Source organism: Pseudomonas chlororaphis, from assembly GCA_001023535.1.
Lineage (GTDB): Bacteria > Pseudomonadota > Gammaproteobacteria > Pseudomonadales > Pseudomonadaceae > Aquipseudomonas > Aquipseudomonas chlororaphis_E.
On the sequence record CP011020.1, the window covers coordinates 1,990,699 to 2,016,565 of the forward strand.

29 protein-coding genes are annotated in these 25,867 nt (G+C 64.2%); 13 read left to right on the forward strand and 16 right to left on the reverse strand.

Features of this window, described 5'->3' with window-relative positions; genetic code table 11:
• Genes VM99_08560 through VM99_08570 form a run of 3 tightly spaced genes read right to left on the reverse strand, consistent with a single transcriptional unit; the run spans position 1 to position 3,179 of the window.
• The gene (locus VM99_08560) at positions 1–663 is read right to left on the reverse strand and encodes a hypothetical protein (GenBank protein ID AKJ98110.1); all 663 of its coding nucleotides are present in this window, start codon (positions 661–663) and stop codon (positions 1–3) included.
• The gene (locus tag VM99_08565; GenBank protein AKJ98111.1) at positions 648–2,357 is read right to left on the reverse strand and encodes a hypothetical protein; all 1,710 of its coding nucleotides are present in this window, start codon (positions 2,355–2,357) and stop codon (positions 648–650) included. The genes VM99_08560 and VM99_08565 overlap by 16 nt, the downstream gene beginning before the upstream one ends.
• A gap of 33 nt (positions 2,358–2,390) precedes the next feature.
• Positions 2,391–3,179 (reverse strand): signal peptide protein, encoded by a 789-nt coding sequence (locus tag VM99_08570; protein ID AKJ98112.1) that lies wholly within the window; start codon positions 3,177–3,179, stop codon positions 2,391–2,393.
• Between the two features lie 270 nt (positions 3,180–3,449).
• On the opposite strand from VM99_08570, the gene VM99_08575 reads away from it, so the two are divergent.
• The 5 genes from VM99_08575 to VM99_08595 all read left to right on the forward strand — a co-directional run bounded on the left by VM99_08575 (position 3,450) and on the right by VM99_08595 (position 9,871).
• Positions 3,450–4,583 (forward strand): cell division protein Fic, encoded by a 1,134-nt coding sequence (locus VM99_08575; GenBank protein ID AKJ98113.1) that lies wholly within the window; start codon positions 3,450–3,452, stop codon positions 4,581–4,583.
• Positions 4,584–4,707: 124 nt separating this feature from the next.
• Positions 4,708–4,950 carry an exodeoxyribonuclease VII small subunit gene (locus VM99_08580; GenBank protein ID AKJ98114.1) on the forward strand — a complete coding sequence of 81 codons (243 nt, stop codon included), beginning with the start codon at positions 4,708–4,710 and terminating at the stop codon, positions 4,948–4,950.
• Positions 4,947–5,834 (forward strand): geranyl transferase, encoded by an 888-nt coding sequence (locus tag VM99_08585; GenBank protein ID AKJ98115.1) that lies wholly within the window; start codon positions 4,947–4,949, stop codon positions 5,832–5,834. The genes VM99_08580 and VM99_08585 overlap by 4 nt, the downstream gene beginning before the upstream one ends.
• Before the next feature lie 113 nt (positions 5,835–5,947).
• Complete coding sequence (locus tag VM99_08590) at positions 5,948–7,846, forward strand: 1-deoxy-D-xylulose-5-phosphate synthase (protein ID AKJ98116.1); 1,899 nt, start codon at positions 5,948–5,950, stop codon at positions 7,844–7,846.
• A gap of 144 nt (positions 7,847–7,990) precedes the next feature.
• Positions 7,991–9,871, forward strand: coding sequence for a TonB-dependent receptor (locus VM99_08595; GenBank protein ID AKJ98117.1), 1,881 nt, complete (start codon positions 7,991–7,993; stop codon positions 9,869–9,871).
• A 126-nt stretch (positions 9,872–9,997) separates the two neighbouring features.
• Here the strand turns inward: VM99_08595 and VM99_08600 are convergent, their stop codons facing one another.
• From VM99_08600 to VM99_08655, 12 genes are all read right to left on the reverse strand, one after another.
• Positions 9,998–10,783, reverse strand: a complete 786-nt coding sequence (locus tag VM99_08600; GenBank protein AKJ98118.1) for an iron-hydroxamate ABC transporter substrate-binding protein — start codon at positions 10,781–10,783, stop codon at positions 9,998–10,000.
• Positions 10,783–11,202 (reverse strand): MFS transporter, encoded by a 420-nt coding sequence (locus tag VM99_08605; protein AKJ98119.1) that lies wholly within the window; start codon positions 11,200–11,202, stop codon positions 10,783–10,785. Before VM99_08605 ends, VM99_08600 begins: the two co-directional genes overlap by 1 nt.
• Positions 11,199–11,816 (reverse strand): GTP cyclohydrolase, encoded by a 618-nt coding sequence (locus VM99_08610; GenBank protein ID AKJ98120.1) that lies wholly within the window; start codon positions 11,814–11,816, stop codon positions 11,199–11,201. Before VM99_08610 ends, VM99_08605 begins: the two co-directional genes overlap by 4 nt.
• 109 nt (positions 11,817–11,925) lie before the next feature.
• Complete coding sequence (locus VM99_08615; protein AKJ98121.1) at positions 11,926–12,684, reverse strand: ABC transporter substrate-binding protein; 759 nt, start codon at positions 12,682–12,684, stop codon at positions 11,926–11,928.
• 11 nt (positions 12,685–12,695) lie between these two features.
• The gene (locus VM99_08620; protein ID AKJ98122.1) at positions 12,696–13,199 is read right to left on the reverse strand and encodes a phosphatidylglycerophosphatase; all 504 of its coding nucleotides are present in this window, start codon (positions 13,197–13,199) and stop codon (positions 12,696–12,698) included.
• The gene (locus tag VM99_08625) at positions 13,196–14,161 is read right to left on the reverse strand and encodes a thiamine monophosphate kinase (GenBank protein ID AKJ98123.1); all 966 of its coding nucleotides are present in this window, start codon (positions 14,159–14,161) and stop codon (positions 13,196–13,198) included. Before VM99_08625 ends, VM99_08620 begins: the two co-directional genes overlap by 4 nt.
• Before the next feature lie 18 nt (positions 14,162–14,179).
• Positions 14,180–14,680, reverse strand: a complete 501-nt coding sequence (locus VM99_08630; GenBank protein ID AKJ98124.1) for an antitermination protein NusB — start codon at positions 14,678–14,680, stop codon at positions 14,180–14,182.
• A complete protein-coding gene (gene ribH / locus VM99_08635; protein AKJ98125.1) occupies positions 14,677–15,153 on the reverse strand; it encodes a 6,7-dimethyl-8-ribityllumazine synthase in 477 nt (158 codons plus the stop codon). Before ribH ends, VM99_08630 begins: the two co-directional genes overlap by 4 nt.
• A gap of 216 nt (positions 15,154–15,369) precedes the next feature.
• Positions 15,370–16,461, reverse strand: a complete 1,092-nt coding sequence (locus VM99_08640) for a 3,4-dihydroxy-2-butanone 4-phosphate synthase (protein ID AKJ98126.1) — start codon at positions 16,459–16,461, stop codon at positions 15,370–15,372.
• 16 nt (positions 16,462–16,477) lie between these two features.
• A complete protein-coding gene (locus VM99_08645; protein AKJ98127.1) occupies positions 16,478–17,143 on the reverse strand; it encodes a riboflavin synthase subunit alpha in 666 nt (221 codons plus the stop codon).
• Between the two features lie 46 nt (positions 17,144–17,189).
• The gene (locus VM99_08650; GenBank protein ID AKJ98128.1) at positions 17,190–18,323 is read right to left on the reverse strand and encodes a diaminohydroxyphosphoribosylaminopyrimidine deaminase; all 1,134 of its coding nucleotides are present in this window, start codon (positions 18,321–18,323) and stop codon (positions 17,190–17,192) included.
• Positions 18,320–18,784: an NrdR family transcriptional regulator gene (locus tag VM99_08655; protein ID AKJ98129.1), complete on the reverse strand. Its 465-nt coding sequence runs from the start codon at positions 18,782–18,784 to the stop codon at positions 18,320–18,322. Before VM99_08655 ends, VM99_08650 begins: the two co-directional genes overlap by 4 nt.
• Before the next feature lie 127 nt (positions 18,785–18,911).
• Between VM99_08655 and VM99_08660 the strand changes: the two genes are divergently transcribed.
• The 3 genes from VM99_08660 (at position 18,912) to VM99_08670 (ending at position 21,083) form a co-directional block, all read left to right on the forward strand.
• Positions 18,912–19,376: a lipoprotein gene (locus VM99_08660; GenBank protein ID AKJ98130.1), complete on the forward strand. Its 465-nt coding sequence runs from the start codon at positions 18,912–18,914 to the stop codon at positions 19,374–19,376.
• Complete coding sequence (locus VM99_08665; protein AKJ98131.1) at positions 19,373–20,032, forward strand: methyltransferase; 660 nt, start codon at positions 19,373–19,375, stop codon at positions 20,030–20,032. Before VM99_08660 ends, VM99_08665 begins: the two co-directional genes overlap by 4 nt.
• Positions 20,033–20,210: 178 nt before the next feature.
• Positions 20,211–21,083 carry a thioredoxin gene (locus tag VM99_08670; protein ID AKJ98132.1) on the forward strand — a complete coding sequence of 291 codons (873 nt, stop codon included), beginning with the start codon at positions 20,211–20,213 and terminating at the stop codon, positions 21,081–21,083.
• On the opposite strand, the gene VM99_08675 is transcribed toward VM99_08670, so the two are convergent.
• Complete coding sequence (locus tag VM99_08675) at positions 21,080–21,433, reverse strand: hypothetical protein (GenBank protein AKJ98133.1); 354 nt, start codon at positions 21,431–21,433, stop codon at positions 21,080–21,082. The genes VM99_08670 and VM99_08675 overlap by 4 nt on opposite strands.
• A gap of 126 nt (positions 21,434–21,559) precedes the next feature.
• Between VM99_08675 and VM99_08680 the strand changes: the two genes are divergently transcribed.
• The 5 genes from VM99_08680 (at position 21,560) to VM99_08700 (ending at position 25,741) form a co-directional block, all read left to right on the forward strand.
• Complete coding sequence (locus VM99_08680) at positions 21,560–22,147, forward strand: zinc-binding protein (protein AKJ98134.1); 588 nt, start codon at positions 21,560–21,562, stop codon at positions 22,145–22,147.
• Between the two features lie 139 nt (positions 22,148–22,286).
• Positions 22,287–22,997, forward strand: a complete 711-nt coding sequence (locus VM99_08685) for a methionine ABC transporter ATP-binding protein (GenBank protein ID AKJ98135.1) — start codon at positions 22,287–22,289, stop codon at positions 22,995–22,997.
• Between the two features lies 1 nt (position 22,998).
• Positions 22,999–24,264, forward strand: coding sequence for a peptide ABC transporter permease (locus VM99_08690; protein ID AKJ98136.1), 1,266 nt, complete (start codon positions 22,999–23,001; stop codon positions 24,262–24,264).
• An 11-nt stretch (positions 24,265–24,275) separates the two neighbouring features.
• Positions 24,276–24,794 carry a lipoprotein gene (locus VM99_08695; GenBank protein AKJ98137.1) on the forward strand — a complete coding sequence of 173 codons (519 nt, stop codon included), beginning with the start codon at positions 24,276–24,278 and terminating at the stop codon, positions 24,792–24,794.
• Between the two features lie 248 nt (positions 24,795–25,042).
• Positions 25,043–25,741 carry a membrane protein gene (locus VM99_08700; GenBank protein ID AKJ98138.1) on the forward strand — a complete coding sequence of 233 codons (699 nt, stop codon included), beginning with the start codon at positions 25,043–25,045 and terminating at the stop codon, positions 25,739–25,741.
• The last annotated feature ends 126 nt before the right edge of the window (positions 25,742–25,867 follow it).

Below are 25,867 nucleotides of genomic sequence, written 5' to 3' on the forward strand. Positions count from 1 at the left end.
TCATTGGGAGAGAAAGTTGAGTCGATAGACGCCGATGAAGTTGGGGTTGGCTGCGTCGGGTATCCATCGGGTGTCCTTCCAGTTCATGAGTTGTTGCAGGCTTGCGGAGCGCATGCCGTTGTCGGTAGGGGTGGTGGTGCCGGTGTGATAGGCGATGTAGCGGCCCATCCAGATCATCAGGTGCTGGTCGTCGCCCTGGTCGAAGAACATCAGGTCGCCGGGGCGGGCCTGGGCGACATCGCGCCCCACCAGGCGACTGTTGAACTGGATCAGCTTGATGGCGTTGACGTAAGGGCCGACCTTGCCGCCGCCCTGCTGCCATTGCTGGGCGAGGCGGCGCTGCGCATCGCTCAACGGCAGCTCAGGTGGCAGGTAGCGGTTGGACAGGCCATTGCTGCGCAGCCATTTGTCGTCGTGGACCTTCAGCGCCTCGTTGGCGGCAAAACGCACCAGCCCGGCACAATCCTGCTGGTACCAGCGCGGGCTCGGGCCCCGGGTCAGTTGCTCCTGGGCGATGCGCACGAACCAGGCCCGAAAGACCTTGGACTGCTCCACATCCAGCGCCGGCGTCTCGAGCGCGAACGCCTGCCCCGCCAGCAACAGCGCCAGCAGCAACACCCACGACCGGGGATTGCGCATCCGTGCGGTCACAGCGCTTTCCATTCCAGCGGCAGCCATTGCCAGTGACCGTCCGGCTCACTGCCGGCCGGCAACGTCAGGGCGTACTTGCCGTAGCCACCGAGGGTGCGCAGCTTCGGAATCAGATAGGTTTGCGCGGCGTTGTAGAACACCGGCTCCATGTCCTGGGGCAGGCTGTCGAGGGTTTCGTGCTGCATCAACTGCGCGATGGAGTCCGGGCCGAAATAGATCGGCATCAGCAGGTCCTTGGGCACTACGTCAGCCATCGGCGGGAAGCGCTTGTCGAGGGTGCCGAGGGCCTTGTCCACCAGCTTGTCGTCCAGGGAAAACAACAGCGTCGACCCGTGGCGCGCCAGGCTGACCCGCATGAACGCCTTGCCGGTGATGGCGTCCGGTTGCAGCGAATCCTTGGCCAGGTAAGGACCGAAGTTGGAACTCACCTGCCGTTGCCACTGGTGCATCGCGCCTTCCTGCTTCTCGACCACAGGGAAGGCGTGCTCAGCGACATTGTTTTCGTAGGCGCCCACCATCGAACCGAACAACTGGCCCAGATCGGCGTCGAGCTTGCCGTCGTCTTCGTTCAGGCTCGCCACCAGCAACGGCGTGTAAAGACGCGAATCGGCGTACCAGCACAGGCCGGCCGCGCCGGTCACGTGGTCGATCATGGCCTGGGCGGCCTTTTCATCGGCGCCAAGTTTTACCAGCAGCGGCTTCTGGGGCGCAGCCGCCAGGGGCAAGGTCACGCAGGCGCTGGCGCCCATGGGCATGGCTTGCCAGATCGGCTTGAAGTCGAAGTCTGGCTGGTTTTCCAGTTCGTCCATGGCCAGGAAGCTGTGCCAGCCCTTGTCGTCCATGTCGAAACGCAGCCCGGCGAAATTCGGGATGAACCGCTGGTAACCCATGGCGAGTACGCTGGCGTTGACCGAAATGCGTTGCTTGACCTCCGGTGCCTTGGCCGGCAGACCGAAGGCTTCGGGGAAGAGTTTGTCGCCGTTGAGCAGCGCCGCCAGGGCGGTGGTCGACACACTGCCGCGCTCCTCCAATGGGCCGTTGGCCGGGTCGTAGAGCTTGGTCGGGTTGGACAGCACCACCAGCTTGTCGCCATGGGAGGCGAAGACCAGGGATTTGCTGGCGTTGTAGGTCAGTTGATAGAGCGCGACATCGTCGCCGCCGACCCGCAGGTCGCTGAGTTTGCTCAGTTGCGTATCGTCCAGGGCAACCTTGGCCAGCGGCTCCAGCACCTTGGCCAAGCCACCGCGGTCCATCACCAGCAGGAAATCCTTGAGGCGACCATCGGCCCCACGCCACAGCGCGACATCGGCCGGCTGGTCGAACAGTTCCTCGATCAGGCTGTCCTGCAACTTCAGGTCATGCTCGTAGATGATCCGGCGCAGGCTGCCGATCAGGCCGAGGCGGTCGGCGTGGGCTTCGTAGTAGAAGACGAAGTCTTCGGTGAGCGTGGCCTTGAGGAACGGCACCGCCAGCAGGTCCTTGGGCAACTGGCTCAGGGAATGGGCCTCGAGCAAGCCGTCGGGGCGGCTCAGGCCGAGTTTCTCCAGGGCCAGCGCCGTGGGCGGTGCCTTGGGCTTGTGCATGAACCAGCCCAACCCGGCGGCTACACCGGCCACCAGGCACAGCCCGATCAGCAACGCCGGCCAGCGACGCGCAGGTTTAGCGACAGCTGTCGCAGTGGTCGGGGAAGCAGTGTTGTCGCTCATATTCACAAGGGCCTGTTCATCCGTGGAGCGGAATTAGTAGTTGAAAGTCTTGACCAGCAGCAGATCGCCAATGGCGCGCAGGGGCACGACAAAGGTCTCGCGTTTTTCGTCGACGGTGTTTTCGTTGAGCACCAGGTTGATCTGCGAGGTGATTACCTCGTTCTGGTTGCTGCCTTCATCGAAGTTGTAGCCACCGCTGCCGTAGTTGCCCCAATAGTTCACGTAGACCAGGTAGGTGCCGTGCATCGGCGCGGTCATGGTGAACATTTCCGGGCCGGGGCCATCGACGCCATCCGGGTCCAGGCCGCCGCCGTTGCTCAGCGCAGGCTGGCCGAAGAATGCATGTTGGCCGTCCGGTGTGACGATATGCAGATCCAGCTCGGCCTTGGGATCGTCCCAACCCAGCACCACCCGGATCTGTGCCGGGGTGCGCAGGTTGTTGGCTTCATAGAACTGCACCCGCTTGAGCGACCGGCCCTCGGAACTGCGCACTTCGACGCTGTTGGAACCGGCGCCAAACGCATACGGCCGGGCGAAACGCCCTTCGTCGTCGGTATAGAGGTTCAGTGGATTGCCGTTGACCGCCAGGCTGTGGGGTTGGCGCATCGTGCCCATGGCCTTGATCTGGCCTTCGATCATCGTGCGATTGCGCTGCACGCCCCGGTCGATGGGGGGCGTGGGGTAGGCAACCTGGGGATTTTCCGTGCGATCGAGCAGGCCACTGTAGCGCCAGCCGCCCACCGGCTCGGACATCTGCGCCGAAGGCTGCGCCCACGCCAAGGGTGCGACCACCAACGCGATCAACAGTGTAGGAAAACGCATGTATGCCTCCTGCCATGCACAACGCAACCTGGCGCCCTTCCCCGGCGCATTTTTTATCATTTATCAGGTTTCGTCCGAAAGCCCGCCATACGGGGGCTGTAGATGGCGCGAAGGTTAGCGATTCGGCCAATGATTCACAATCGGGGAACGCGCGATTCTGTGTGGGAAATCACGGACTGAGCAATGCGTGAGCCGATTAGCCGTCCTATTCGGCTCACAAAATGAGCCGAATAGCGTTACTATTCGGCTCATCACTGTCTGGACAGACTCATGACACCTCACTGGATCTGGCAACAGCCCGATTGGCCCGACTTTCGCTGGCAGCCCGAAGCATTGGCGCCCTTGCTACGTGAATGCGTGCAAGCCCAAGGCCAACTGCTGGGCATGACCGGTGCCGTCACGACCTCGCTCAACGCGCAGAACGAGCTGGATGCGCTGCTGCAAAACATCGTGACCTCGTCGGCCATCGAAGGCGAACAACTGAACGTAGGGTCGGTACGCTCGTCCCTGGCCCGGCGCCTGGGGCTCGAATGGGCTGACGACAATCCGGTCAGCCCGCGCAGCGAAGGCCTGGCACAACTGCTGCTGGACGCAACCCGACATTTCAATCACCCCCTGACGGTCGAGCGATTACTGGAGTGGCATGAGTGGTTGTTTCCTGAGCAGGCCGCTTTTACTCACCGGCAGATCCGCGTCGGCGCGTTGCGCGGCGAGGAACCGATGCAAGTGGTTTCGGGCAGGCTGGACCGTCCCACCGTTCATTTCGAAGCGCCGCCTCGACAAGGCCTGGAACAGCAACTGCAAACGTTCATCAACTGGTTCGAGGCCAGTCGTCACCAGGCTGGGCTCGACCCTCTGCTGCGTGCCGGAATCGCCCACTTCTGGTTTGTCACCCTGCACCCGTTCGATGATGGCAATGGTCGCCTTACCCGTGCCCTGACTGACCTTGCACTGGCCCAAGGCGAACCCCAGGCGATTCGTTTCCACGCCATGTCCGTGAGCATCCTGGACAACCGCGCGGGCTATTACCGTGTCCTCGAACACTGCCAGAAAGCCACGTTGGACATTACCGATTGGCTCATCTGGTTCCTGCAGACCCTGTTGCGCAGCCTGCAAAAAGCCATGTCGCAGATCGAGCGAGTGCTGGGCAAGGCACGGTTCTGGCAAGCTCATCGCTCGTCAGCAATCACCCCAGAACAGACCAAGGTACTGAACCGATTACTCGATGGGGGCGAAAGGGGTTTCGAGCAGGGAATCAGCGCCGCTCAGTACCAGGCCGTGGCCAAGGTATCGAAGGCGACGGCAACCCGACACCTGGCGGAGTTACTGGAGAAAGGTTGCCTGCAGCGCCTGCCAGGAGGTGGGCGCAGCACTCGATACAACATCAATTACCCAGAGCCGTGAGATCGCCTTCGCGGCAAGGGAATCCATCCCCGCCGGAGCGCGAAGCACGCACCCCCCTGATTTGCCCCAACCCCCCATGTCTGCTAGTGTCGCGCCGGTTTAACAGTCAACCGGAAGCGCCGCCATGGCCCGTAAAAAAGCAGCACTGGATTTCGAACAATCTCTGGCCGACCTGCAAACGCTGGTCGAGCGGCTGGAGAACGGCGAATTGTCGCTGGAAGACTCGCTGACCGCCTTCGAGCAGGGTATCGGCTTGACTCGCGACTGCCAGGCGGCGCTGGCCCAGGCCGAGCAGAAAGTGCAATTGCTGCTCGAACGCGACGGCGAGTTGACCGAAGAGCCTTTCGACGCGGAACAACCTGAATGATCGCCGCCTATCAGGCCAGCAGCCAGGCCCGGGTCAATGCTGCATTGGACACCTTGTTCAGCGCTCCGAGCCCGGAGCTGGCGCGGTTGTACGAAGCCATGCGCTACAGCGTGATGAACGGCGGCAAGCGTGTCCGCCCGCTGCTGGCCTATGCCGCCTGCGAAGCGCTGGGCGGCGAGGCTCGGCAGGCCAACGGCGCGGCGTGCGCGGTGGAGCTGATCCACGCCTACTCGCTGGTCCACGATGATCTGCCGGCCATGGACGACGACGACCTGCGTCGCGGCCAGCCCACCACGCACAAGCAATTCGACGAAGCCTGCGCGATTCTCGCCGGCGACGGGTTGCAGAGCCTGGCCTTCAGCGCCCTGCTCGACCCCGCCCTGAGCGATTGCCCGGCGCAGATCCGCCTGGACATGGTCAGTGCCCTGGCGCTGGCGGCGGGCCCTGCCGGCATGGTCGGCGGCCAGGCCATCGACCTCGGTTCGGTGGGCCTGAAACTGGACCAGGACGCGCTGGAATACATGCATCGGCACAAGACCGGTGCGCTGATCGAGGCCAGCGTCAAGCTGGGCGCCCTCGCCAGCGGTCGGGCCACGCCGGAGCAGTTGCACGCCTTGCAAGCCTACGCCCGAGCCATCGGCCTGGCGTTCCAGGTGCAGGACGACATCCTCGACGTCGAAAGCGATACCCAGACCCTCGGCAAACGCCAGGGTGCCGACATCGCCCGCGACAAGCCGACTTACCCGGCCCTGCTCGGCCTCGATGCCGCCAAGGCCTACGCCCTGGAGCTGCGCGACCAGGCCCTGGCCGCGCTGCGACCCTTTGACGCGGCGGCCGAGCCGTTGCGTGAGCTGGCCCGCTATATCGTCGAACGACGCAGCTGATACGGGGTCAACCCTTCAGACTGCGTATCGGCCAAGTTCCGGCCAACGCGTGGGCAGCTTGCGATGCATAAGGTAAACTGCCGCCTCTTTCTATACCTATAACGATTCGCCTGATGCCCACGACGTTTCAAGAGATTCCCCGCAAGCGCCCGACCACGCCCCTGCTGGACCGTGCCAACACGCCGGACGGCCTGCGCCGGTTGGGTGAAGCCGAGCTGGAAACCCTGGCCGATGAGTTGCGCCTGGAACTGCTCTACACGGTCGGCCAGACCGGTGGGCACTTCGGGGCCGGCCTGGGCGTCATCGAGCTGACGATCGCCTTGCACTACGTGTTCGACACCCCGGACGACCGGCTGGTGTGGGACGTGGGGCACCAGGCCTACCCGCACAAGATCCTTACCGGCCGTCGCGAGCGCATGGGCACGTTGCGCCAGAAGGACGGCGTGGCGGCATTCCCGCGCCGCTCCGAGAGCGAATACGACACCTTTGGCGTCGGCCACTCCAGCACGTCCATCAGCGCCGCCCTGGGCATGGCGATTGCCGCCCGCCTGCAGAACAGCGACCGCAAGGCCATTGCCGTGATCGGCGACGGCGCACTGACCGCCGGCATGGCGTTCGAGGCGCTGAACCACGCGCCGGAAGTCAACGCCAACATGCTGGTGATCCTCAACGACAACGACATGTCGATCTCGCGCAACGTCGGTGGTTTGTCCAACTACCTGGCGAAGATTCTCTCCAGCCGTACCTATGCCAGCATGCGCGAAGGCAGCAAGAAGGTCCTGTCGCGCCTGCCCGGTGCCTGGGAAATCGCCCGGCGCACCGAGGAATACGCCAAGGGCATGCTGGTTCCCGGCACGCTGTTCGAAGAACTGGGCTGGAACTACATCGGCCCCATCGACGGCCACGACCTGCCCACATTGATCGCCACCCTACGCAACATGCGCGACCTCAAGGGCCCGCAGTTCCTGCACGTGGTCACCAAGAAGGGCAAAGGCTTCGCCCCGGCGGAAGTCGACCCGATCGGCTATCACGCCATCACCAAGCTCGAACCCCTGGACGCACCGGCCGCCGCCCCGAAAAAAGCCGGCGGACCGAAGTATTCCGGCGTGTTCGGCCAGTGGTTGTGCGACATGGCCGCCGCCGATCCGCGCCTGGTGGGCATCACTCCGGCCATGAAGGAAGGCTCGGACCTGGTGGCGTTCAGCGAACGCTACCCGCAGCGCTACTTCGACGTGGCGATTGCCGAGCAGCACGCCGTGACCCTCGCCGCCGGCATGGCCTGCGAAGGCGCGAAACCGGTGGTGGCGATCTATTCGACCTTCCTGCAACGCGGCTATGACCAATTGGTGCATGACGTGGCGGTGCAGAACCTCGACGTGTTGTTCGCCATCGACCGTGCCGGCCTGGTGGGCGAAGACGGTCCGACCCACGCCGGCAGTTTCGACCTGTCATTCCTGCGCTGCATCCCCGGCATGCTGGTGATGACCCCGAGTGATGAAAACGAGCTGCGCAAAATGCTCACCACCGGCCACCTGTTCAATGGCCCGGCGGCGGTGCGCTACCCCCGTGGAACCGGCCCGAATGCGCCCATCGAAGCCAACCTCGACCCCATCGAGATCGGCAAGGGCGTGATCCGTCGCCAGGGCCGGCAAACCGCGCTGCTGGTGTTCGGCGTGCAACTGGCCGAAGCCCTCAAGGTCGCGCAGACCCTGGACGCCACGGTGGTGGACATGCGCTTCGTCAAACCCCTGGACGAAGCACTGGTCCGCGAGATCGCTGCGGGCCATGAACTGCTGGTGACCGTCGAGGAAAACGCCATCATGGGCGGCGCCGGGGCAGCGGTCAGCGAGTTCCTGGCCCGGGAAAACCTGCTCAAGCCGGTGTTGCACCTGGGCCTGCCGGACATCTACGTCGAACACGCCAAGCCTGCCCAGATGCTGGCCGAGTGTGGCCTGGACGAGGCCGGCATCGAAGCCTCGGTGCGCCAGCGATTGCAGTTGCTGGGGTTGTAACTCAGACCACCACCGAACCCTGTGGGAGCGGGCTTGCTCGCGAAGGCGGTGTATCAGTCAATATCGAATTCGACTGACACACCGCCTTCGCGAGCAAGCCCGCTCCCACATTGGTTGCGTGAAGCACACATGATCGGAACACCCATGAAACTGCGCCTGGCCCTCACCCTGTCCCTACTGCCAACCCCCGACCTGCTGGCCGACACGTTCGAGCGCGAGCAGGCACTGAAGCTGCCCGACATCGTGATCAGCGCCAACCGCCAGGTCGAGGCGCGAAATGACAGCAGTGCCGCCAACACGGTCTTCACCCGCGACGACATCGAACACTTGCAGCCGGCCAGCGTCAGCGACCTGCTCAGTCACGTGCCGGGGGTGCAGGTCGCGCCGCTGGGTGGACGCGGCAGCCTGCCGGGGATCTACATTCGCGGCACCAAGTCGGCCCAGAGCCTGGTATTGGTGGACGGCCAGCGCATCGGCAACGCCACCTCCGGTGACAGCAACCTGCAACGGCTGAATATCAACCAGATCGAGCGAGTGGAAGTACTGCGGGGCTCGCGCTCGGTCCTCTATGGCGCCGATGCAGTGGGCGGGGTCATCCAGATCTTTACCCGTCGAGGCCATGAACAGGGCCTGCAACCGCGCCTGCACCTGGGCGTCGGCAGTCACCAGACCTGGGAGCGCAGCCTGGGGCTGTCCGGCGGCGATGAACAGACGCGCTTCAACCTCGGCGCCAGCCTGGACGAATCCGCCGGCACCAATCGGACCCACACCTCCTACGCCAGCGACCGCGACGACGACGCCAACCGCAACCAGTCGCTGAGCCTGAGCCTGAGCCATGCGCTGGCAGACAACCTGGAAGTCGGGCTGAATCTGCTGGATAACCGCGGCAAGAGCGAATACGACAACCCGTTCGGCCGCTTTGACCCGGCGACGTTCGAATCACTGCCCCAGCAGCCGTACAGCGAGTTTGCCGTGAGCAGCTTCAGCAGCTACGTGGATGGACGCATCAACGACACCTGGAAATCCCGCCTCGAAGTGGGCCACAGCGAAAATCGAGAGAAGACCTTCGACAAGCTCAGCGATGTCCGCGAAGTGTTCAACACCTACCGCGACTCCGTGACCTGGCAGAACGACGTGACGCTGGATGAGCACAACAGCCTGATCGTGGGCGGCGATTGGTACGAGGATCGGGTCAACAGCAGTACATCGTTCGACGAGGACAGTCGCTGGAACCGCGCCGCGTTTATCCAGCACCGCTATCAGGCCGAGGCGTTTTCCACCGAATTGGGCCTGCGACGCGACCAGAACCAGCAATTCGGCGGCCAGAACAGTTGGAGCGGCACCCTCACCCTGCCGGTTTCGCCGGGCAACGACCTGTTGCTGACCTACAGCGAAAGTTTTCGCGCGCCGACCTTCAACGACCTGTACTACCCGGACTACAGCAACCCGAACCTCACCCCCGAGACCGCCAAGAGCTACGAACTGCAATGGCGCAGCCAATTGGGCGAGGACACCCGCCTGGAGACCTCGCTGTATCGCACTGACCTCAAGGACGCGATCATTTTCGGCAGCCAGTCACGCCCGCAGAACGTCGCCTCGGCGCGGATCAACGGCGTCGAAATGGCTTTGATGCAGGATCTGTTCGGCTGGCAGGGCAACCTGGCCGTGGCCGTGATCGATCCACGGGACAGGGACAGCGGCCACACCCTGGCCCGCCGCGCCCGCCGGACCCTGAGCCTGGATCTGGACCGTTCATTCGACCGACTGAGCCTCGGCGCGACCTGGCAAGCGGTGAGCAGCAGCTATGACGATGAGAACAACCGCCATGCGCTGGGTGGTTATGCCCTCCTGGGCTTGCGCAGCGGTTGGGCGCTGAGCCGGGAAGTGAAACTGGAGATGAAGGTGGATAACCTGCTGGACAAGGGTTACAGCCGGGCGCTGTATAGCCATGATGGGGCCCAGTATGGGTATCGGGAGGAAGGTCGGACGTGGTTGTTTGGGGTGACCTGGACACCGTCACTCTGATCCAGAGCTTGTGGTGCCTGGACTGGCCTCTTCGCGGGCAAGCCCGCTCCCACAGTTGATCGATGTTGTCGCTCAAGACGCGGTCAGCTGTGGAGCGAGCTGGCTCGCGATTGCAAGCGCCGCGGTCTATTTGTCCGGCGCAATCAATTCACACAGCCGGGCCGTCGCCTCGATCATCTGCCCACTGGGCCGCTCCAGCCCCTTGTCGGTCACCCGCAGCAATCGCCCTTGCGCCACCGGCCAGGCTTTCCAGGCATCGAGCTGGGCCTGTTCCGTGGCCAGGATCGCCTGCGGCTTGCGCTGCAACACCGACTCCACGCTCACTTGCGGCGCCGGCAGGCTCAGGTCGGCGAACACATTGCGCGCGCCGCACACCGCCAGGGCATCGCTGATGATCTGGCCACCGCCCACGGTATAGAGCGGCCGGTCCCACACCTGATAGAACACCGGCAGCGGTGGCTCGCGCCGGTAGCGTTGGCGCAGGCCCTCCAGGCGCTCGCGCAACTGCGCCGCGCGTTGCATGCCCCGTTCCGGCCGGCCAAGCTGCGCGGCGATGGCTTCGATTTGCGTGATCAACTGGTCGAGGTCGTGGGGGTCGACCACATGGATGGCGATGCCCAGGCCCTTGAGCTGCTCGCGCTGGGCCGGTCCGACGCTGCCCGGCCAGAGCAGGAGCAGGTCGGGCTTGAGGCTGAGCAAGCGCTCCATGTCCAGTTGCCCGTAACGCCCTACCGAAGGCAGGTTTTCCAGCACGGCGGGACGCTCACCGCCGTCCAGCACGCCCACCAGCAGGTCGGCGCAATCGAGCTCGACAACGATTTCCGATAACGAAGGCGCCAGGCTGACCACCCGTGGGGCCGCAACCGCCGAGGCACTGACGGCCAGCAGCACAACCGCCAGCCAGCGGTGCATCAGCCGAGTTGACGCGGGATGCGGTACAGGTAGAACAACACGGCCGTGGACAACGCCAGCAGCATCAACGGCACCGCTTCGAGGCCGACGAACACCGCCAGCGCACCGACCCAGGCCGGCAGCGCGGCGACCAGGAGCGCCGCACGCCGACGGGCGGCCAGGGTAATCCAGGCTTGGGGCTCATCCGCCGTGTCGAGGGCTTTCTGGGTGGCGATCAAGGCGTTCTTGTAGGGCCCGAAGAAACGCAGGCTGACAAACATCGACGCCACGCCCGCGATGAACAACGGCATCGCCAGCACCGGCAGGATCGCCTCGCCCTGGCCGAACACCGCGTTGATCACGAACAGCGGCAGCAAGGCCAGCGCCAGGTACTGCCACCACGTGACGGACAGCCGCCGCCGGACCTGACCACGCGTCACGCCCGGTCGACCTCGCCCTGGTGCTCGTTGCCCATCATGTGGTCGAGCTTGCTGGCCTTGGTCGCCAGGTAGAGCTTGTTGTGGGGATTATGACCGGTGTGCAGCGGCACGCGCTCGGCCACTACGATGCCCATGTCGGTCAACGCCTTGACCTTGCGCGGGTTGTTGGTCATCAACCGCAAGGACGTGACCCCCAGGTGCTCGAGCATCGGCTGGCAGATGCTGTAGTCGCGCATGTCGGCGGCAAAGCCGAGGCGCTCGTTGGCCTCGACGGTGTCCGCGCCGCCATCTTGCAACTCATAGGCGCGAATCTTGTTCAGCAGGCCAATGCCCCGGCCTTCCTGGCGCAGGTACAGCAATACGCCCCGGCCTTCGCGGGCAATCGCCTGCAAGGCCGCTTCGAGTTGCGAACCGCAATCGCAGCGCTGGCTGAACAAGGCATCGCCCGTCAGGCATTCGGAATGCAGACGGCCAAGCACCGGTGCGCCGTCGGCGAAATCACCCAGGCTCAGCACGACGTGCTCGCGGCCGGTGGCTTCATCGAGAAAACCATGCATGGTGAATTGCGCAAAGGGCGTTGGCAGCTTGGAGGCGGCAACAAAAACGACAGGCACCGGTGTGCTCCTGATCTAGTACTGGAGTTTCGCAGAGGCGGGCATTGTAACAGCACGTCAAGACAGACGCTTAGGCTGAATTGTCGGCCATAACCATCGAAAAGTTTGATTACGGCTTCGGTGGATTGCCATTCTCGTCGAACGGATAGGGTTGTTTCCAACGCTCGAAGATCGGTTTCAACTTGCCGCTCTTGACCAATACCTCCATGCGCCGGTCGAACAGCGCGCGCAAGGCCCGGCCGTTCTCGTTGTTGGCAAACCCCAGGTAGAGCGGCAGGTTGATCAACGGCGAGAGCTTGTACTGCTGGGGATTGTCGGCCTTGGCGAGCACCTGCTGGATCTCCATCAGCGCATCGATATAGAAATCGGCACGATCATGGGCAAGCATCGGCAAGATCCCCACCGCCCGGTGAATTTCGTTGTAACGCCGGATGTTGGGCAGGTAGCTGTTGTATTCGTAGCCACGCATCCACACCAGCCGGTAGTTACCGACGGTGGTCAGCGTCGGGGACGGCTTGGAAGCCAGCCCCAGGGCATAGATGTGATCGACGTCGTAGTGCCAGTGAGGGTAGAGCAGGCCTTCGGTTTCATCGCGGTAGGCGCCCACCTGTGCGTCGACTTCGCCGCGCTGCACCAACCCGATGGAGCGGGTGTACGGCACGCTGCGGATCTCCAGCTTGACGCCTTCAGGCTCGAACACCTCGCGCAGGATGTCCCAGGCCATGCCCTGGCCATCGGCCTGGGTGTAATTGGCCCACTCCTCGCTGGCCGCGCGGATCTTGCCCGGCAGCGGCGCCGGGTCGGCCGCCCGCACGCCGAGGCAGGCCCCCAGACACAGCAACAGCAGTAGTGCGCGGCTGACGCCCATTCCTGGCTCCCTCAGGTGAAACACCACACCAATCCTTGCATTGCCAGCCAGGCAAAGACCCCGGCCAGGACATCGTCGAGCATGATACCGACGCCTCCGTGAACATGCCGGTCGATCCAGCGGATCGGCCATGGCTTGAGGATATCGAAGAAGCGAAACACCAGGAAACCCATTACCAGCCAGTACCAGCCTTCCGGCACCAGCCAGAGGGTGATCCACATGCCGACCATTTCGTCCCAGACGATGCCTTCATGATCGTGCACCCGCAGGTCATCCGCCACTTTGCCACAGAGCCAGAAGCCAAACAGCATGGTGAGGCCCAGCATCAGCCAGTAGCCCCAGTCCGGCAACATCTGCCACAACGGTATGAAGGGTAGCGCAACCAGCGAGCCCCAGGTGCCCGGCGCTTTAGGCAAGGTTCCCGAACCGAAGCCGAAGGCCATGAAATGCCAGGGATTGCGCCAGACCGAGGGCGGAACGAACTCCGCCGGGACCTGGTTGGGATGATCTGTCACGGTGTCTCCCGAAAATGTTGGTAGCCCCGGATGTGCGGGGTGATGTCCTGTCCATGGCGATCGACCAGCGTCACGCCCTCGCCTGCCGCTACGCGACCGATCACATGGATCGGCCTGCCTTCGGCTTGCAGCGCCGGCAACCCGGCCGGCGGCAAGGTAAACAGCAACACGTAATCGTCGCCACCACTCAGGGCCGCATCCGTCGCGCCCGGCATGCCAAGGAACGCCACTAAAGCCTTGGACAACGGCAGGCGGTCCCGTTCAACCTCAATGGCCACGGCGGATGCCTGGGCAATATGCCCGCAATCGGCCAGCAGGCCATCGGAAATATCCATTGCCGCGCGGGCCTTGCCCCGCAGCGCCAGGCCCAGGTCGATCTGCGGCCGGGGCGACCAGTAGTGTGCCAGCAGGGAGTCGGCGACAGCGGTTTCGGCGATGCGCTGGCCAAGCACCAGCGGCAAGGCGCCAGCAGCATTGCCCAACTCGCCGCCGACGCAGAGCAGATCGCCAGGTTGCGCGCCGCCACGGGTCAGGGCCTGGCCGGCAGGCACTCGGCCAAACACCGTCAGGGTCAGGCTCAACGGCCCTCGCGTGGTGTCACCGCCCACCAGCGTCACGCCACAAGCCTGGGCCATCTGGTTCAAGCCGCGGGCATAGGCCAGCAGCCAATCGGCGGTCACCGTCGGCAGGGTCAGGGCAAGGGTAAAGGCAACCGGAGTGGCGCCCATGGCGGCCAGGTCGCTGACCGCAACGGCCAGCGAGCGCTGGCCGAGCAGGAACGGATCGCAGGGATCAGGGAAGTGCACACCGGCCACGAGGGTGTCGGTGGACACCGCCAGTTGCTCCCCAACAGGCACAGCCAGCAAGGCGCAGTCGTCGCCGATCCCCAGCGCAACGCCCTCGCCGCCCTGCGCACAAGGCGCGGCGGCGAAGTAATTACGGATCAGCTCAAATTCGCCCATAGCCGCCGCAAGCGCCGTTCAGCGCTTGAACGCCTTCACTTCAGCTTCACGCAGGCGAGGGGCCAGCTTGTCGAGGACACCGTTGACGAACTTGTGGCCGTCGGTGGAACCGAAGACCTTCGCCAGCTCGATACCCTCGTTGATCACCACGCGGTACGGAACGTCGACGCGCTTGAGCAGTTCCCAGGTGGACAGGCGCAAGACCGCCAGTTCAACCGGGTCCAGCTCTTCGATGGTCAGGTCCAGGCACGGCGCAAGCGCGGTGTCGATTTCGGTCTTGAACTGCGGAACCCCGTGAAGGATTTCGCGGAAGTAGGCGCCGTCGACATCACTGAAATCGTTATCGACCCGGAACTGCGCTTCGATCTCGTTCAACGATTGCTTGGCCATGTGCCATTGATAAAGTGCCTGGGTCGCGAGCTGACGGGCTTCGCGGCGCTTGGCGCTTTTCGACGGTTTGCCGGCATCGGCGGGCTTGGGATCGCGCGGGTTGAAACGATCGCTTTCGTCGCTAATCACTTGGCCTCCAACTGCGCCAGCAGGCTGACCATTTCCAGGGCGGACAGGGCCGCTTCGGCACCTTTGTTACCGGCCTTGGTGCCGGAACGCTCGATGGCTTGCTCGATGGAATCAACGGTCAGCACGCCGAAGGCGACGGGTACGCCGAACTCCATGGACACCTGGGCCAGGCCCTTGGTGCACTCGCCGGCCACGTATTCGAAGTGCGGGGTACCGCCACGAATGACCGCGCCCAGGGCGATGATCGCCGCGTATTCGCCTTTTTGCGCGACTTTCTGCGCAACCAGCGGAATTTCGAAGGCGCCAGGCGCACGGATGATGGTGATGTCGCTTTCGCTCACGCCATGGCGAACCAGGGCATCGACCGCACCGCCAACCAGGCTCTCGACCACGAAACTGTTGAAACGGCCGACTACCAGAGCATAGCGGCCTTTAGGGGCGATGAAGGTACCTTCGATGGTCTTCAGGGTCATTCGTCAGATCTCTTAAAGAGCCAGAGCGCGTTCTTTACGCGCTCTTTCAGTGATATTAGCCACGAATACAAAGCCTCAACGCAGCGAAGTGTAAACCTTTGTGGGAGCGGGCTTGCCCGCGAAAGCGATGGAACCTTCAACATTGATGTCGACTGACACATCGCCTTCGCGGGCAAGCCCGCTCCCACAAGGGCCCCCTTCACTGAACAAGGGCCATTATTCGGAGGGCACGTATTCTACAACTTCCAGATCGAAACCGGATATCGCATTAAATTTCATCGGTGCGCTCATCAGGCGCATTTTACGCACGCCCAGGTCGCGAAGGATCTGCGAACCGGCGCCGACGATGCTGTAGGTGGTCGGCTTTTTCACCGCCGCCTGGTCGCCGGTCTCGCGGATGTGCGCCAGCAGCACATCGCCATCGAGCGGATGCCCGAGCAGCAGGACCACGCCACTGCCGGCCTCGGCCACCGCCGCCATGGCGGCCCGCAGGCTCCAGCGGCCGGGCTGCTTGACCATCAGCAGGTCGCGCAGCGGGTCCATGTTATGCACCCGCACCAGGGTCGGTTCGTCGGCGCACACGGTGCCCAGGGTCAGCGCCATGTGCACGTCGCCTTCCACCGAATCACGGTAGGTCACCAGGTTGAACTGGCCCAACTCGCTGTCCAGGGGCTGCTCGGCAATCCGCTGAACGGTACGTTCGTGGATCATCCGGTAGTGGATCAGGTCGGCGATGGTGCCGATCTTGATGCCGTGCTCGGCGGCGAACGCTTCCAGCTCCGCGCGACGGGACATGGTGCCGTCATCGTTCATCACTTCGCAGATCACACCGCTGGGCTCGAAACCGGCCATGCGCGCCAGGTCGCAAGCCGCCTCGGTGTGACCGGCGCGGGCCAGGGTGCCACCAGCCTGGGCCATCAGCGGGAAGATGTGGCCAGGGCTGACGATGTCTTCGGCCTTGGCGTCTCTCGCGGCGGCCGCCTGCACGGTGCGCGCCCGGTCCGCGGCGGAGATACCGGTGGTCACGCCCTCGGCGGCCTCGATGGACACGGTGAACTTGGTGCCGAAGCCGGAACCGTTGCGCGGCGCCATCAGCGGCAGCTTCAGCAGTTCGCAGCGCTCGCGGGTCATCGGCATGCAGATCAGGCCGCGGGCGTGCTTGGCCATGAAGTTGATGTGCTCGGCCTTGCAGCACTCGGCGGCCATGATCAGGTCGCCTTCGTTCTCGCGGTCTTCGTCATCCATGAGGATGACCATCTTGCCTTGGCGGATGTCTTCGACCAGTTCTTCGATGCTATTGAGCGCCACGCGGCACCCCCTTGGGTCAGGATTTGAGGTAGCCGTTGGCGGCCAGGAAACTTTCGGTGATATTGCCGCCGGATGCAGGCTCCGCGGCCTTGTCACCGAGCAGCAGGCGCTCCAGGTAACGGGCCAGCAGGTCGACCTCCAGGTTGACCCGGCGACCCGGCCGATACGAGGCCATGATGGTTTCGCTCAAGGTGTGCGGAATGATCGTCAGCAGGAACTCGGCACCGTCCACGGCATTGACCGTCAGGCTGGTGCCATCGACGGTGATCGAGCCTTTATGGGCGATGTACTTGGCCAGCTCCTTCGGCGCGCGGATACGAAACTCCACGGCCCGTGCATTATCGGTACGCGAAACCACCTCGCCGACGCCGTCCACGTGGCCGCTGACCAGGTGGCCGCCCAGGCGGGTAGTGGGAGTCAGGGCTTTTTCCAGGTTGACCGGGCTGCCGCTCTTGAGGTCGTTCATCGCGGTGCAGTCGAGGGTTTCGCGGCTGACGTCTGCCAAAAAGCCATTGCCCGGCAGCTCGACGGCCGTCAGGCACACGCCATTGACCGCAATGCTGTCGCCCAGCTTGACGTCGCTCAGGTCGAGCTTGCCGGTTTCGACGTAGACCCGCACGTCCCCGCCCTTGGGAGTGAGTGCACGGATGCTGCCGATGGATTCGATGATGCCGGTAAACATGGAGTCCTCCTCGAGAACAGGCCGCCGCTTGCGCGAAAGCCGGGAATTATACGCTGGCCGGGGACACGGGAACGGCGATGACTCGCCAGTCATCGCCCACGGCGCGGATTTCGGTGATTTTCAGTTCCGGGGCGTCTTTCATCCGCGCCAGCGGCCAGTCCAGCAACGGACGCGCCGAGGAGCCGAGGAACTTGCCGGCGATGAACAACTGGAATTCGTCCACCAACCCTTGCCGGGCGAACGCCCCCGCCAGGCGCGGACCGGCTTCCACCAGCACCTCGTTGACGCCGCGGGCGGCCAGCGCCACCAGCAATTGATGCAGATCGACCTGCCCGTCATCCCCCGGCACCCGCAGGCATTCGGGGCCATTGGCGTATTGTTCCTCCACCGCCATGCAGGTCGCGACCAGCGCCGGGCCGGCCTTGAAGAACGCCGCGTCCAGCGGGACCCGCAGGCGACCGTCCACCAGTACCCGCAGTGGCGGACGGCTCATGGCCAGGGCGGTCTGCTGCGCGTCGAGCCCGAGTTCATCGGCGCGCACGGTCAGCCGGGCATTGTCCGCCAGCACCGTATCGGCGCCGGTCAGCACCACGCTGGCCTGGGCCCGCAGGCGTTGCACCGCCGAACGTGCGGCCGGGCCGGTGATCCACTGGCTCTCGCCGCTTTCCATGGCCGTGCGGCCATCGAGGCTCATCGCCAACTTGACCCGCACGAACGGCAAACCGTGCTCCATGCGCTTGAGGAAGCCCGGGTTGAGGGCCCGCGCCTCGCCTTCGAGCACACCGCTCTCGCAAGCGATGCCGGCCTGGGCCAGCCGTTGCAGGCCGCGACCGGCGACTTCCGGGTTCGGATCCTGCATCGCCGCGACCACCCGGGCCACGCCGGCGTTCACCAACGCATCGGCGCACGGGGGCGTGCGCCCGTGGTGGCTGCACGGTTCGAGGGTCACATAGGCGGTGGCGCCCCGGGCCAGCTCACCGGCGGCGCGCAAGGCATGGACTTCGGCATGGGGTTCGCCGGCGCGCACGTGCCAGCCCTCGCCGACCACCTGCCCGTCACGCACGATCACGCAACCGACCCGGGGATTGGGATGGGTGGTGTAGTGACCGCGCCGCGCCAGCTCCAGCGCACGGGCCATGTAGTGGGCGTCAAGGACTGCCTGCTGCGCCGCGCCGGTCATTCTTTCACCGGTTCGCGGGCCAGGCGGTCGATTTCCTCGCGGAACTCGTTCAGGTCCTGGAAGCGTCGGTACACCGAGGCGAAACGGATGTAGGCGACTTCGTCGAGCTTCTGCAGCTCGGCCATCACCAGCTCACCGACCACCAGGGACTTGACCTCGCGCTCGCCGGTAGCCCGCAGCTTGTGCTTGATGTGCACCAGCGCCGCTTCCAGGCGCTCGACGCTCACCGGACGCTTTTCCAGGGCGCGCTGCATACCGGCGCGCAGTTTTTCTTCGTCGAACGGCTGGCGGCTGCCGTCGGTTTTGATCAGGCGCGGCAACACCAGTTCAGCGGTCTCGAACGTGGTGAAGCGTTCGCCGCAGGCCAGGCATTCACGCCGGCGGCGGACCTGTTCGCCCTCGGCGACCAGTCGCGAGTCGATGACCTTGGTGTCGTTGGCACCGCAGAAGGGACAGTGCATGGTGGCAGGCAACAAAAAAAGGGAGGGCCATGGTAGCGCATCCCACTGGCAAGACAAGCCATAGGGTTTACGGTATACAGACGGGCTTACCGTCTGATTCATGGAAATTACCTTGCTGGAGCCACACATGCCGCTACGATCGCTCGTTTTGCTCAGTCTTTTCAGCCTGCTGATGGCGTGCAGCAGCGATGCGCCCAAGCCCGCTGCACCCGCACCGGCACCCGCACCGAAACAGGCCCAGGAAAAAGCCCGCCAGGCCGCCGAGCTGGGCCCGCTGCCCGCCTACCAGCGCGAATTGAGCGGCACCTTGCAAGGCGTACCGGCCGGGGCCGAAGTCGAACTGGCGCTGCTGGTGATCGATGACAAGGACCGTCCACAACAACTGCTTGCCAGTTCCAGCCTGATCGGCACCAACCAGGCCCTGCCCTTCCACCTGCGGTTCAACCCGGAAGCGTTTCCGGTCGGCGCCCGCGTGGAACTGCGTGGACGGGCCAGCCAGTCGGGCCAGTTGATCCTGCACCTGCCGGAACAGCGCATCACCCAACCGACCACCCAGGCCCTGGGCGCCCTGCAATTCGTCAAGGCCCCATGAGCGCACCGCACGGCCTGCAAGAGGCCTTGGGCCAATTGCTGGGAGACGCGCGCCTGGTGGCCTGCCCGCTGCCCGACACCGACCTGAAGCTGTGGCTGATCGACGGCGACAACATGGACCGCGCTTTCAGCCCGGAAGAAACCCGGCGCATCCTTCACGAACCGCCCTACTGGAGTTTCTGCTGGGCCAGCGGCCTGGCCATGGCCCGCTACCTGGTCGAACAACCGCAGTGGGTCGAGGGCAAGCGCGTGCTGGACTTCGGCGCCGGCTCCGGCGTGGCCGGTATCGCCGCGCTCAAGGCCGGGGCGCTGGAAGTGGTGGCCTGCGACCTCGATCCGCTGGCGATCGCCGCGTGCCGCGCCAATGCCGCGCTCAACGGCGTGGAGCTGGGTTTTTCGGCGGATTTTTTCGCAGAGGCCGACCGCTTCGACCTGGTCCTGGTGGCCGACGTGCTCTACGACCGGACCAACCTGCCGTTGCTCGATCAATTCCTCAGCCGTGGCCGCGAGGCCTTGGTGGCCGATTCAAGGGTGCGGGATTTCCAGCATCCGCTGTACCGGCGCATCGAAAGGCTGCAAGCGATGACCTTGCCGGACCTGGCTGAGCCTGAGGAGTTTCGGCACGTGAGCCTGTATCACGCGCGGCGCGAGAGTTAAAAGCTTCGCGAGCAAGCCCGCGCCCGCAAGGGATCTCAAGTGTTCGCGCGCGCCCTGTGGGAGCGGGCTCGCTCGCGAAGGCGGCCTACCCGATACCACGGGACGAAAGACCTCCCCGCTTTCAGCCACCCCCACCAAGCCGTATAGTTGCCCCATTCAAGCGTTCTACGAGATTCCCATGAGCCAGGACACGCCTTACATCTTCGACGCCACCACCGCCGACTTCGACCAGTCGGTGATCGCGAACTCCTTCCACAAACCGGTGCTGGTGGATTTCTGGGCCGAGTGGTGCGCGCCGTGCAAGGCCCTGATGCCGATGCTGCAAAGCATCGCCGAGAGTTATCAGGGTGAACTGCTGCTGGCCAAGGTCAACTGCGACATCGAACAGGACATCGTCGCCCGCTTCGGGATTCGCAGCCTGCCAACCGTGGTGCTGTTCAAGGACGGCCAGCCCGTCGATGGCTTCGCCGGGGCCCAGCCGGAATCGGCCGTGCGGGCAATGCTCGATCCGCACGTGCAGATGCCGCCGCCAGCCGCCGCCGACCCGTTCGAGCAGGCCCAGGCGCTGTTCGACGATGGTCGTTTCGCCGACGCCGAAGCCCTGCTCACGGTGTTGCTGGGCGAAGACAACACCAACGCCAAGGCGCTGATCCTGTATGCCCGTTGCCTGACTGAACGGGGTGAACTGAGTGAAGCCCAGACGGTGCTCGACGCGGTGAAAAGCGACGAACACAAGGCCGCCCTGGCCGGTGCCAAGGCGCAGATCCAGTTCCTTGGCCTGGCGAAAAACCTGCCGGACGCCGCCGACCTCAAGGCCCGCCTGGCCAAAGACCCGCAGGATGACGAAGCGGTGTACCAGCTGGCGATCCAGCAACTGGCGCGCCAGCAGTACGAACCGGCCCTCGAAGCCCTGCTCAAGTTGTTCATGCGCAACCGCAGCTACAGCGAAGGCCTGCCGCACAAGACGCTGCTGCAAGTGTTCGAGCTGCTGGGCAACGACCATCCACTGGTGACGACCTACCGCCGCAAGCTGTTCGCCGCGTTGTACTAAGCTTCGGGGCCGTCCCAGCGATAGAGCGGCGTATCTCCGCCGCTCACGACCTTGACCTCGGCACTGTGTCGCAACCGCACCAGCAAGCGTTTGCCCGCCGAGGCGCTGCCCGTCAGTCCTTCGAGTTGCTCCAGCAGGTCCGGGCCGCTCAGTTGGCCAGCCTTGCGCAACAATTCCCTGGCAAGCTGCCACGGCGCGTCATCCTGGCTGGCCGGCCTGGCCGCAGGTGCCACCGCCTCGGCGGGCTTGATCGCCTGCAACTGCGCGCCCAACTGCGCCCAGTCGCCCTCGTCCATGTCGATCGACAGGTCCACCGGCCAATCGCCGACCGTTCCGCGTATCCGCAACATCACCGTGCTCCTGAATATTTCATGTACGCATGCTCCCATGGGCCTTGCGCGACGCCAAGCAGGCGGTCAAACTCTGTTCACGTTATAAGATTACATAACAGATCATCGACCTCTCGGAGACCCGTCATGCGCCGTTTGCTTCTCGCCCTGCCGTTCGCCCTGCTGCCCCTGGCCGTCGCTCACGCGGCGGTCGAGCACGACCATGACCACGAGCATGAACACGGCAGCCTGGGTGCCCACGAACACGGCGTCGGCCGGCTCAACGCCTCGCTCGACGGCCAGACCCTGGAACTGGAGCTGGACAGCCCGGCGATGAACCTGGTGGGTTTCGAACACCCCGCCACCAGCGACGCCGACAAAGCCAAGGTTGCCGCTGTGCGGGCGAAGCTGGAGAAACCGGCAACGCTGGTCAACCTGGCCGATGCCAAATGCACCCTGGAGCAGCAGGAACTGGAAAGCCCGCTGTTCGGCGATGAGCCGGACCACGAGGACCATGACGAAGAGGCCGATGGCGACGAGCATCACCACGAGCACAGCGAAATCCACGCCCGCTACCAGTTCCGTTGCGTCGCACCCAGCGCCTTGACGCACCTGGACCTGGCGTCGCTGTTTAAGGTCTTCCCGGCCACCCGGAAGATCCTCGTGCAGATGATCGGCCCGAACGGCCAGCAAGGCGCGGAACTGACGCCCGAAGCACCGGCCCTTAAATTTTAAGAATTGCGCATCCCCCCTGTGGGAGCGGGCTTGCCCGCGAAGAGGCCGGCACATCCAATACAGATGCAGCCTGACACACCGCTTTCGCGAGCAAGCCCGCTCCCACAGGGGCTACTCCACAATCCTGACGTTGGCCACCATGACCCAAGCACTCATCGAACTGTCCGACCTGGGCTTCAGTTGGCCCGGGCATCCGCTGCTGCTGGACATCCCGGCGTTTCGCCTGGAAAGCGGCGAGACGGTGTTTCTCAAAGGCCCGAGCGGCAGCGGCAAGACCACCCTGCTGGGATTGCTCGGCGGCGTGCAGACACCGGACCGGGGCAGCATCCGCCTGCTTGGCCAGAACCTCAGTAAACTGGGCGCGGGCAGCCGGGACCGGTTTCGCGTGGACCACACCGGCTACATCTTCCAGCAATTCAACCTGCTGCCGTTTCTCTCGGTACGCGAGAACGTCGAGCTGCCCTGCCACTTTTCCAGGCTGCGGGCGCAACGGGCCAGGCACCGTCACGGCAGTGTCGACCAGGCCGCGGTCACGCTGCTGGCCCACCTGGGGCTGACCGACCCCAGTTTGTTGGAACGCCGGGCCGATTCGCTGTCCATCGGCCAGCAGCAACGGGTCGCCGCCGCCCGGGCGTTGATCGGCCAGCCGGAGCTGGTGATCGCCGACGAGCCAACCTCGGCCCTGGATTATGACGCCCGGGAAAACTTCCTGCGGCTGCTGTTCGCCGAATGCCGCGAGGCCGGCGCCAGCCTCTTGTTCGTCAGCCACGACCAGAGCCTGGCGCCGCTGTTCGACCGCAACCTCTCGCTGGCCGATCTCAATCGCGCCGCCACGCCTGTCGAGGTCTGAGATGTATTTGTTCCGTCTTGCCATGGCCAGCCTGGCGAACCGCCGTTTCACCGCGATCCTCACCGCGTTCGCCATCGCCCTGTCCGTCTGCCTGCTGCTGGCGGTGGAGCGGGTGCGCACCGAGGCGCGGGCCAGTTTTGCCAGCACCATCAGCGGCACCGACCTGATTGTCGGCGCCCGTTCCGGCTCGGTGAACCTGTTGCTGTATTCGGTGTTTCGCATCGGCAACGCCACCAACAATATCCGCTGGGACAGCTTCGAACACTTCGCCAGCAACCCGAAAGTGAAGTGGGCCATCCCTATGTCCCTCGGCGACTCCCACCGCGGCTACCGGGTGATGGGCACCACCGAGGCCTACTTCGAGCATTACCAGTACGGCCGCCAGCAACACCTGGAACTGGCCGATGGCCGGGCCTTCGCCACCGACCCTTTCGAAGTGGTGCTCGGCGCCGAAGTGGCCGAGGCGCTGCACTACAAGCTCGGTGACAAACTGGTGCTGGCCCATGGGGTCGCGGCGATCAGCCTGGTCAAACACGACGACAAGCCCTTCACCGTGGTGGGCATTCTCAAGCGCACCGGCACCCCGGTGGACCGCACGCTGCACATCAGCCTCGGCGGCATGGAAGCGATCCACATCGATTGGAAAAACGGCGTGCCGGCCCAGGGCAATGGTCGCATCAGCGCCGACCAGGCGCGCAACATGGACCTCACGCCGCAAGCCATCACCGCGTTCATGCTCGGCCTCAACAGCAAGATTTCCACCTTTGCCTTGCAGCGCGAGATCAATGAGTTCCGTGGCGAACCGCTCTTGGCGATCCTGCCCGGCGTGGCCCTTCAGGAATTGTGGAGCCTGATGGGCACGGCGGAAAAAGCCTTGTTCGTGATCTCGCTGTTCGTGGTCCTGACCGGTTTGATCGGCATGCTCACGGCGATTCTCACCAGCCTCAACGAGCGGCGTCGGGAAATGGCCATCCTGCGTTCGGTGGGCGCGCGGCCCTGGCACATCGCTAGCCTGCTGGTGCTCGAAGCCTTCGTCCTGGCGCTGGCCGGGGTGGTCGCCGGGCTGGCCCTGCTGTACATCGGCATCGGTGCCGCCCAGGGTTATGTACAGTCGGCCTATGGCCTGTATCTGCCGCTGGGTTGGCCGAGCGAATATGAATGGACGCTCATGGCTGGCATCCTGATCGCCGCCCTGCTGATGGGCAGCGTGCCGGCCTGGCGCGCCTATCGCCAATCGCTGGCCGATGGTTTGTCGATCCGTTTATGAGGACCGTGAAGATGCCCCGCGCCCTGTTTGCGCTGTTGATGATGGTCGCCCTGCCCCTGTGGGCGGCCGAGCCGAGGGACCTGGCCTGGACCGAAATGATCCCGGCGGGCGCACCGCCGGAAGTGCCGAACATGACCCCGCTGCACGACCTGTCGCAGATGGGCAACGCCCTGGCCGCCGAGTCCGCCCCCGCGGCCAGGCAGGACTTGCCCAACGCACCGGTGGTCAAGGAACTCGACGGCCAGCGGATTCGCTTGCCGGGCTACATCGTGCCGCTGGAAGTCAGCGAGGAAGGTCGCACCACGGACTTCCTGCTGGTGCCGTACTTCGGCGCCTGCATCCATGTACCGCCACCGCCCTCCAACCAGATCGTGCATGTGAAGAGCGAAGTCGGGGTCAAACTCGACGAGTTGTACCAGCCCTACTGGGTTGAAGGGCCGATGCAGGTCAAGCCGTCTACCAGCGAACTGGCCGATGCCGGGTATCAGATGGAGGCCGAAAAGATCTATGTGTATGAACTGCCAGAGTGAATCGGGTGTTGATGGGCAGTCCGTCAGATAGCTATCGCGAGCAAGCTCGCTCCCACAGGAGAGCTCAGTGCCTATGCGACCTGTGTGGGAGCGAGCTTGCTCGCGATGGGGCCGTCAAGGCTTGCTCATCATCATTTCATTGAGCTGAGTCAATTAATCGACCAAGACTCATTGAGCTGTGTCAAAAGACCGGGCCAGGCGGCTCCGTACCATGGGACATCCCTTTTGAAATGTCCTCTGGAGCCCCCATGCACAAGTCCTTGCTCAGCGCTTCCCTCTTTGCCCTCGCGCTCGCAGCCCCACTCGCCCAGGCCCATACCGCCGGCGATATCATCGTTCGCGCCGGTGCCATTACCGTCAATCCAGAGGCCGACAGCGGCAGCGTCAAGGTCGACCGCGGTCCGCTGGCCGGTGCCGACCTGGGCGGCAAGGCGACCATGAGCAGCGACACGCAACTGGGCCTGAACTTCGCCTACATGATCACCGACAACCTGGGTATCGAATTGCTGGCGGCCTCGCCGTTCGAGCACGACGTGAAGATCAAGGGCACCGCCCTGGGCGCTGCCAACAACAAGCTCGGCACGCTCAAGCACCTGCCGCCGACCTTGAGCCTGGTCTACTACCCGCTTGACGCCAAGTCGGCTTTCCAACCTTATGTCGGCGCCGGCATCAACTACACCTGGATCTATGACGAACACGTCGGCAGCGAAGCCAGCGCCAACGGCTTCAGCAACTTTCGCGCGAGCAACAGCTGGGGCATGGCGTGGCAAGTGGGCGCCGACTACATGCTGACCGACAACATCATGATCAACGGCCAGGTGCGCTACATCGACATCGACACCACGGCGTATGTCGACAACAACGCCGTGGCCGGAGGCACCCGGGCCAAGGTGAATGTCGACGTGGATCCATGGATCTACATGGTGGGGTTGGGCTACAAGTTCTAAGCCGGACCTGAAGATACAAAAATCCCTGTGGGAGCGAGCTTGCTCGCGATATCGGTGGGCCAGTCAATATGATTGCTGGCTGATCCACCGTCATCGCGAGCAAGCTCGCTCCCACAGTTGTTTGGG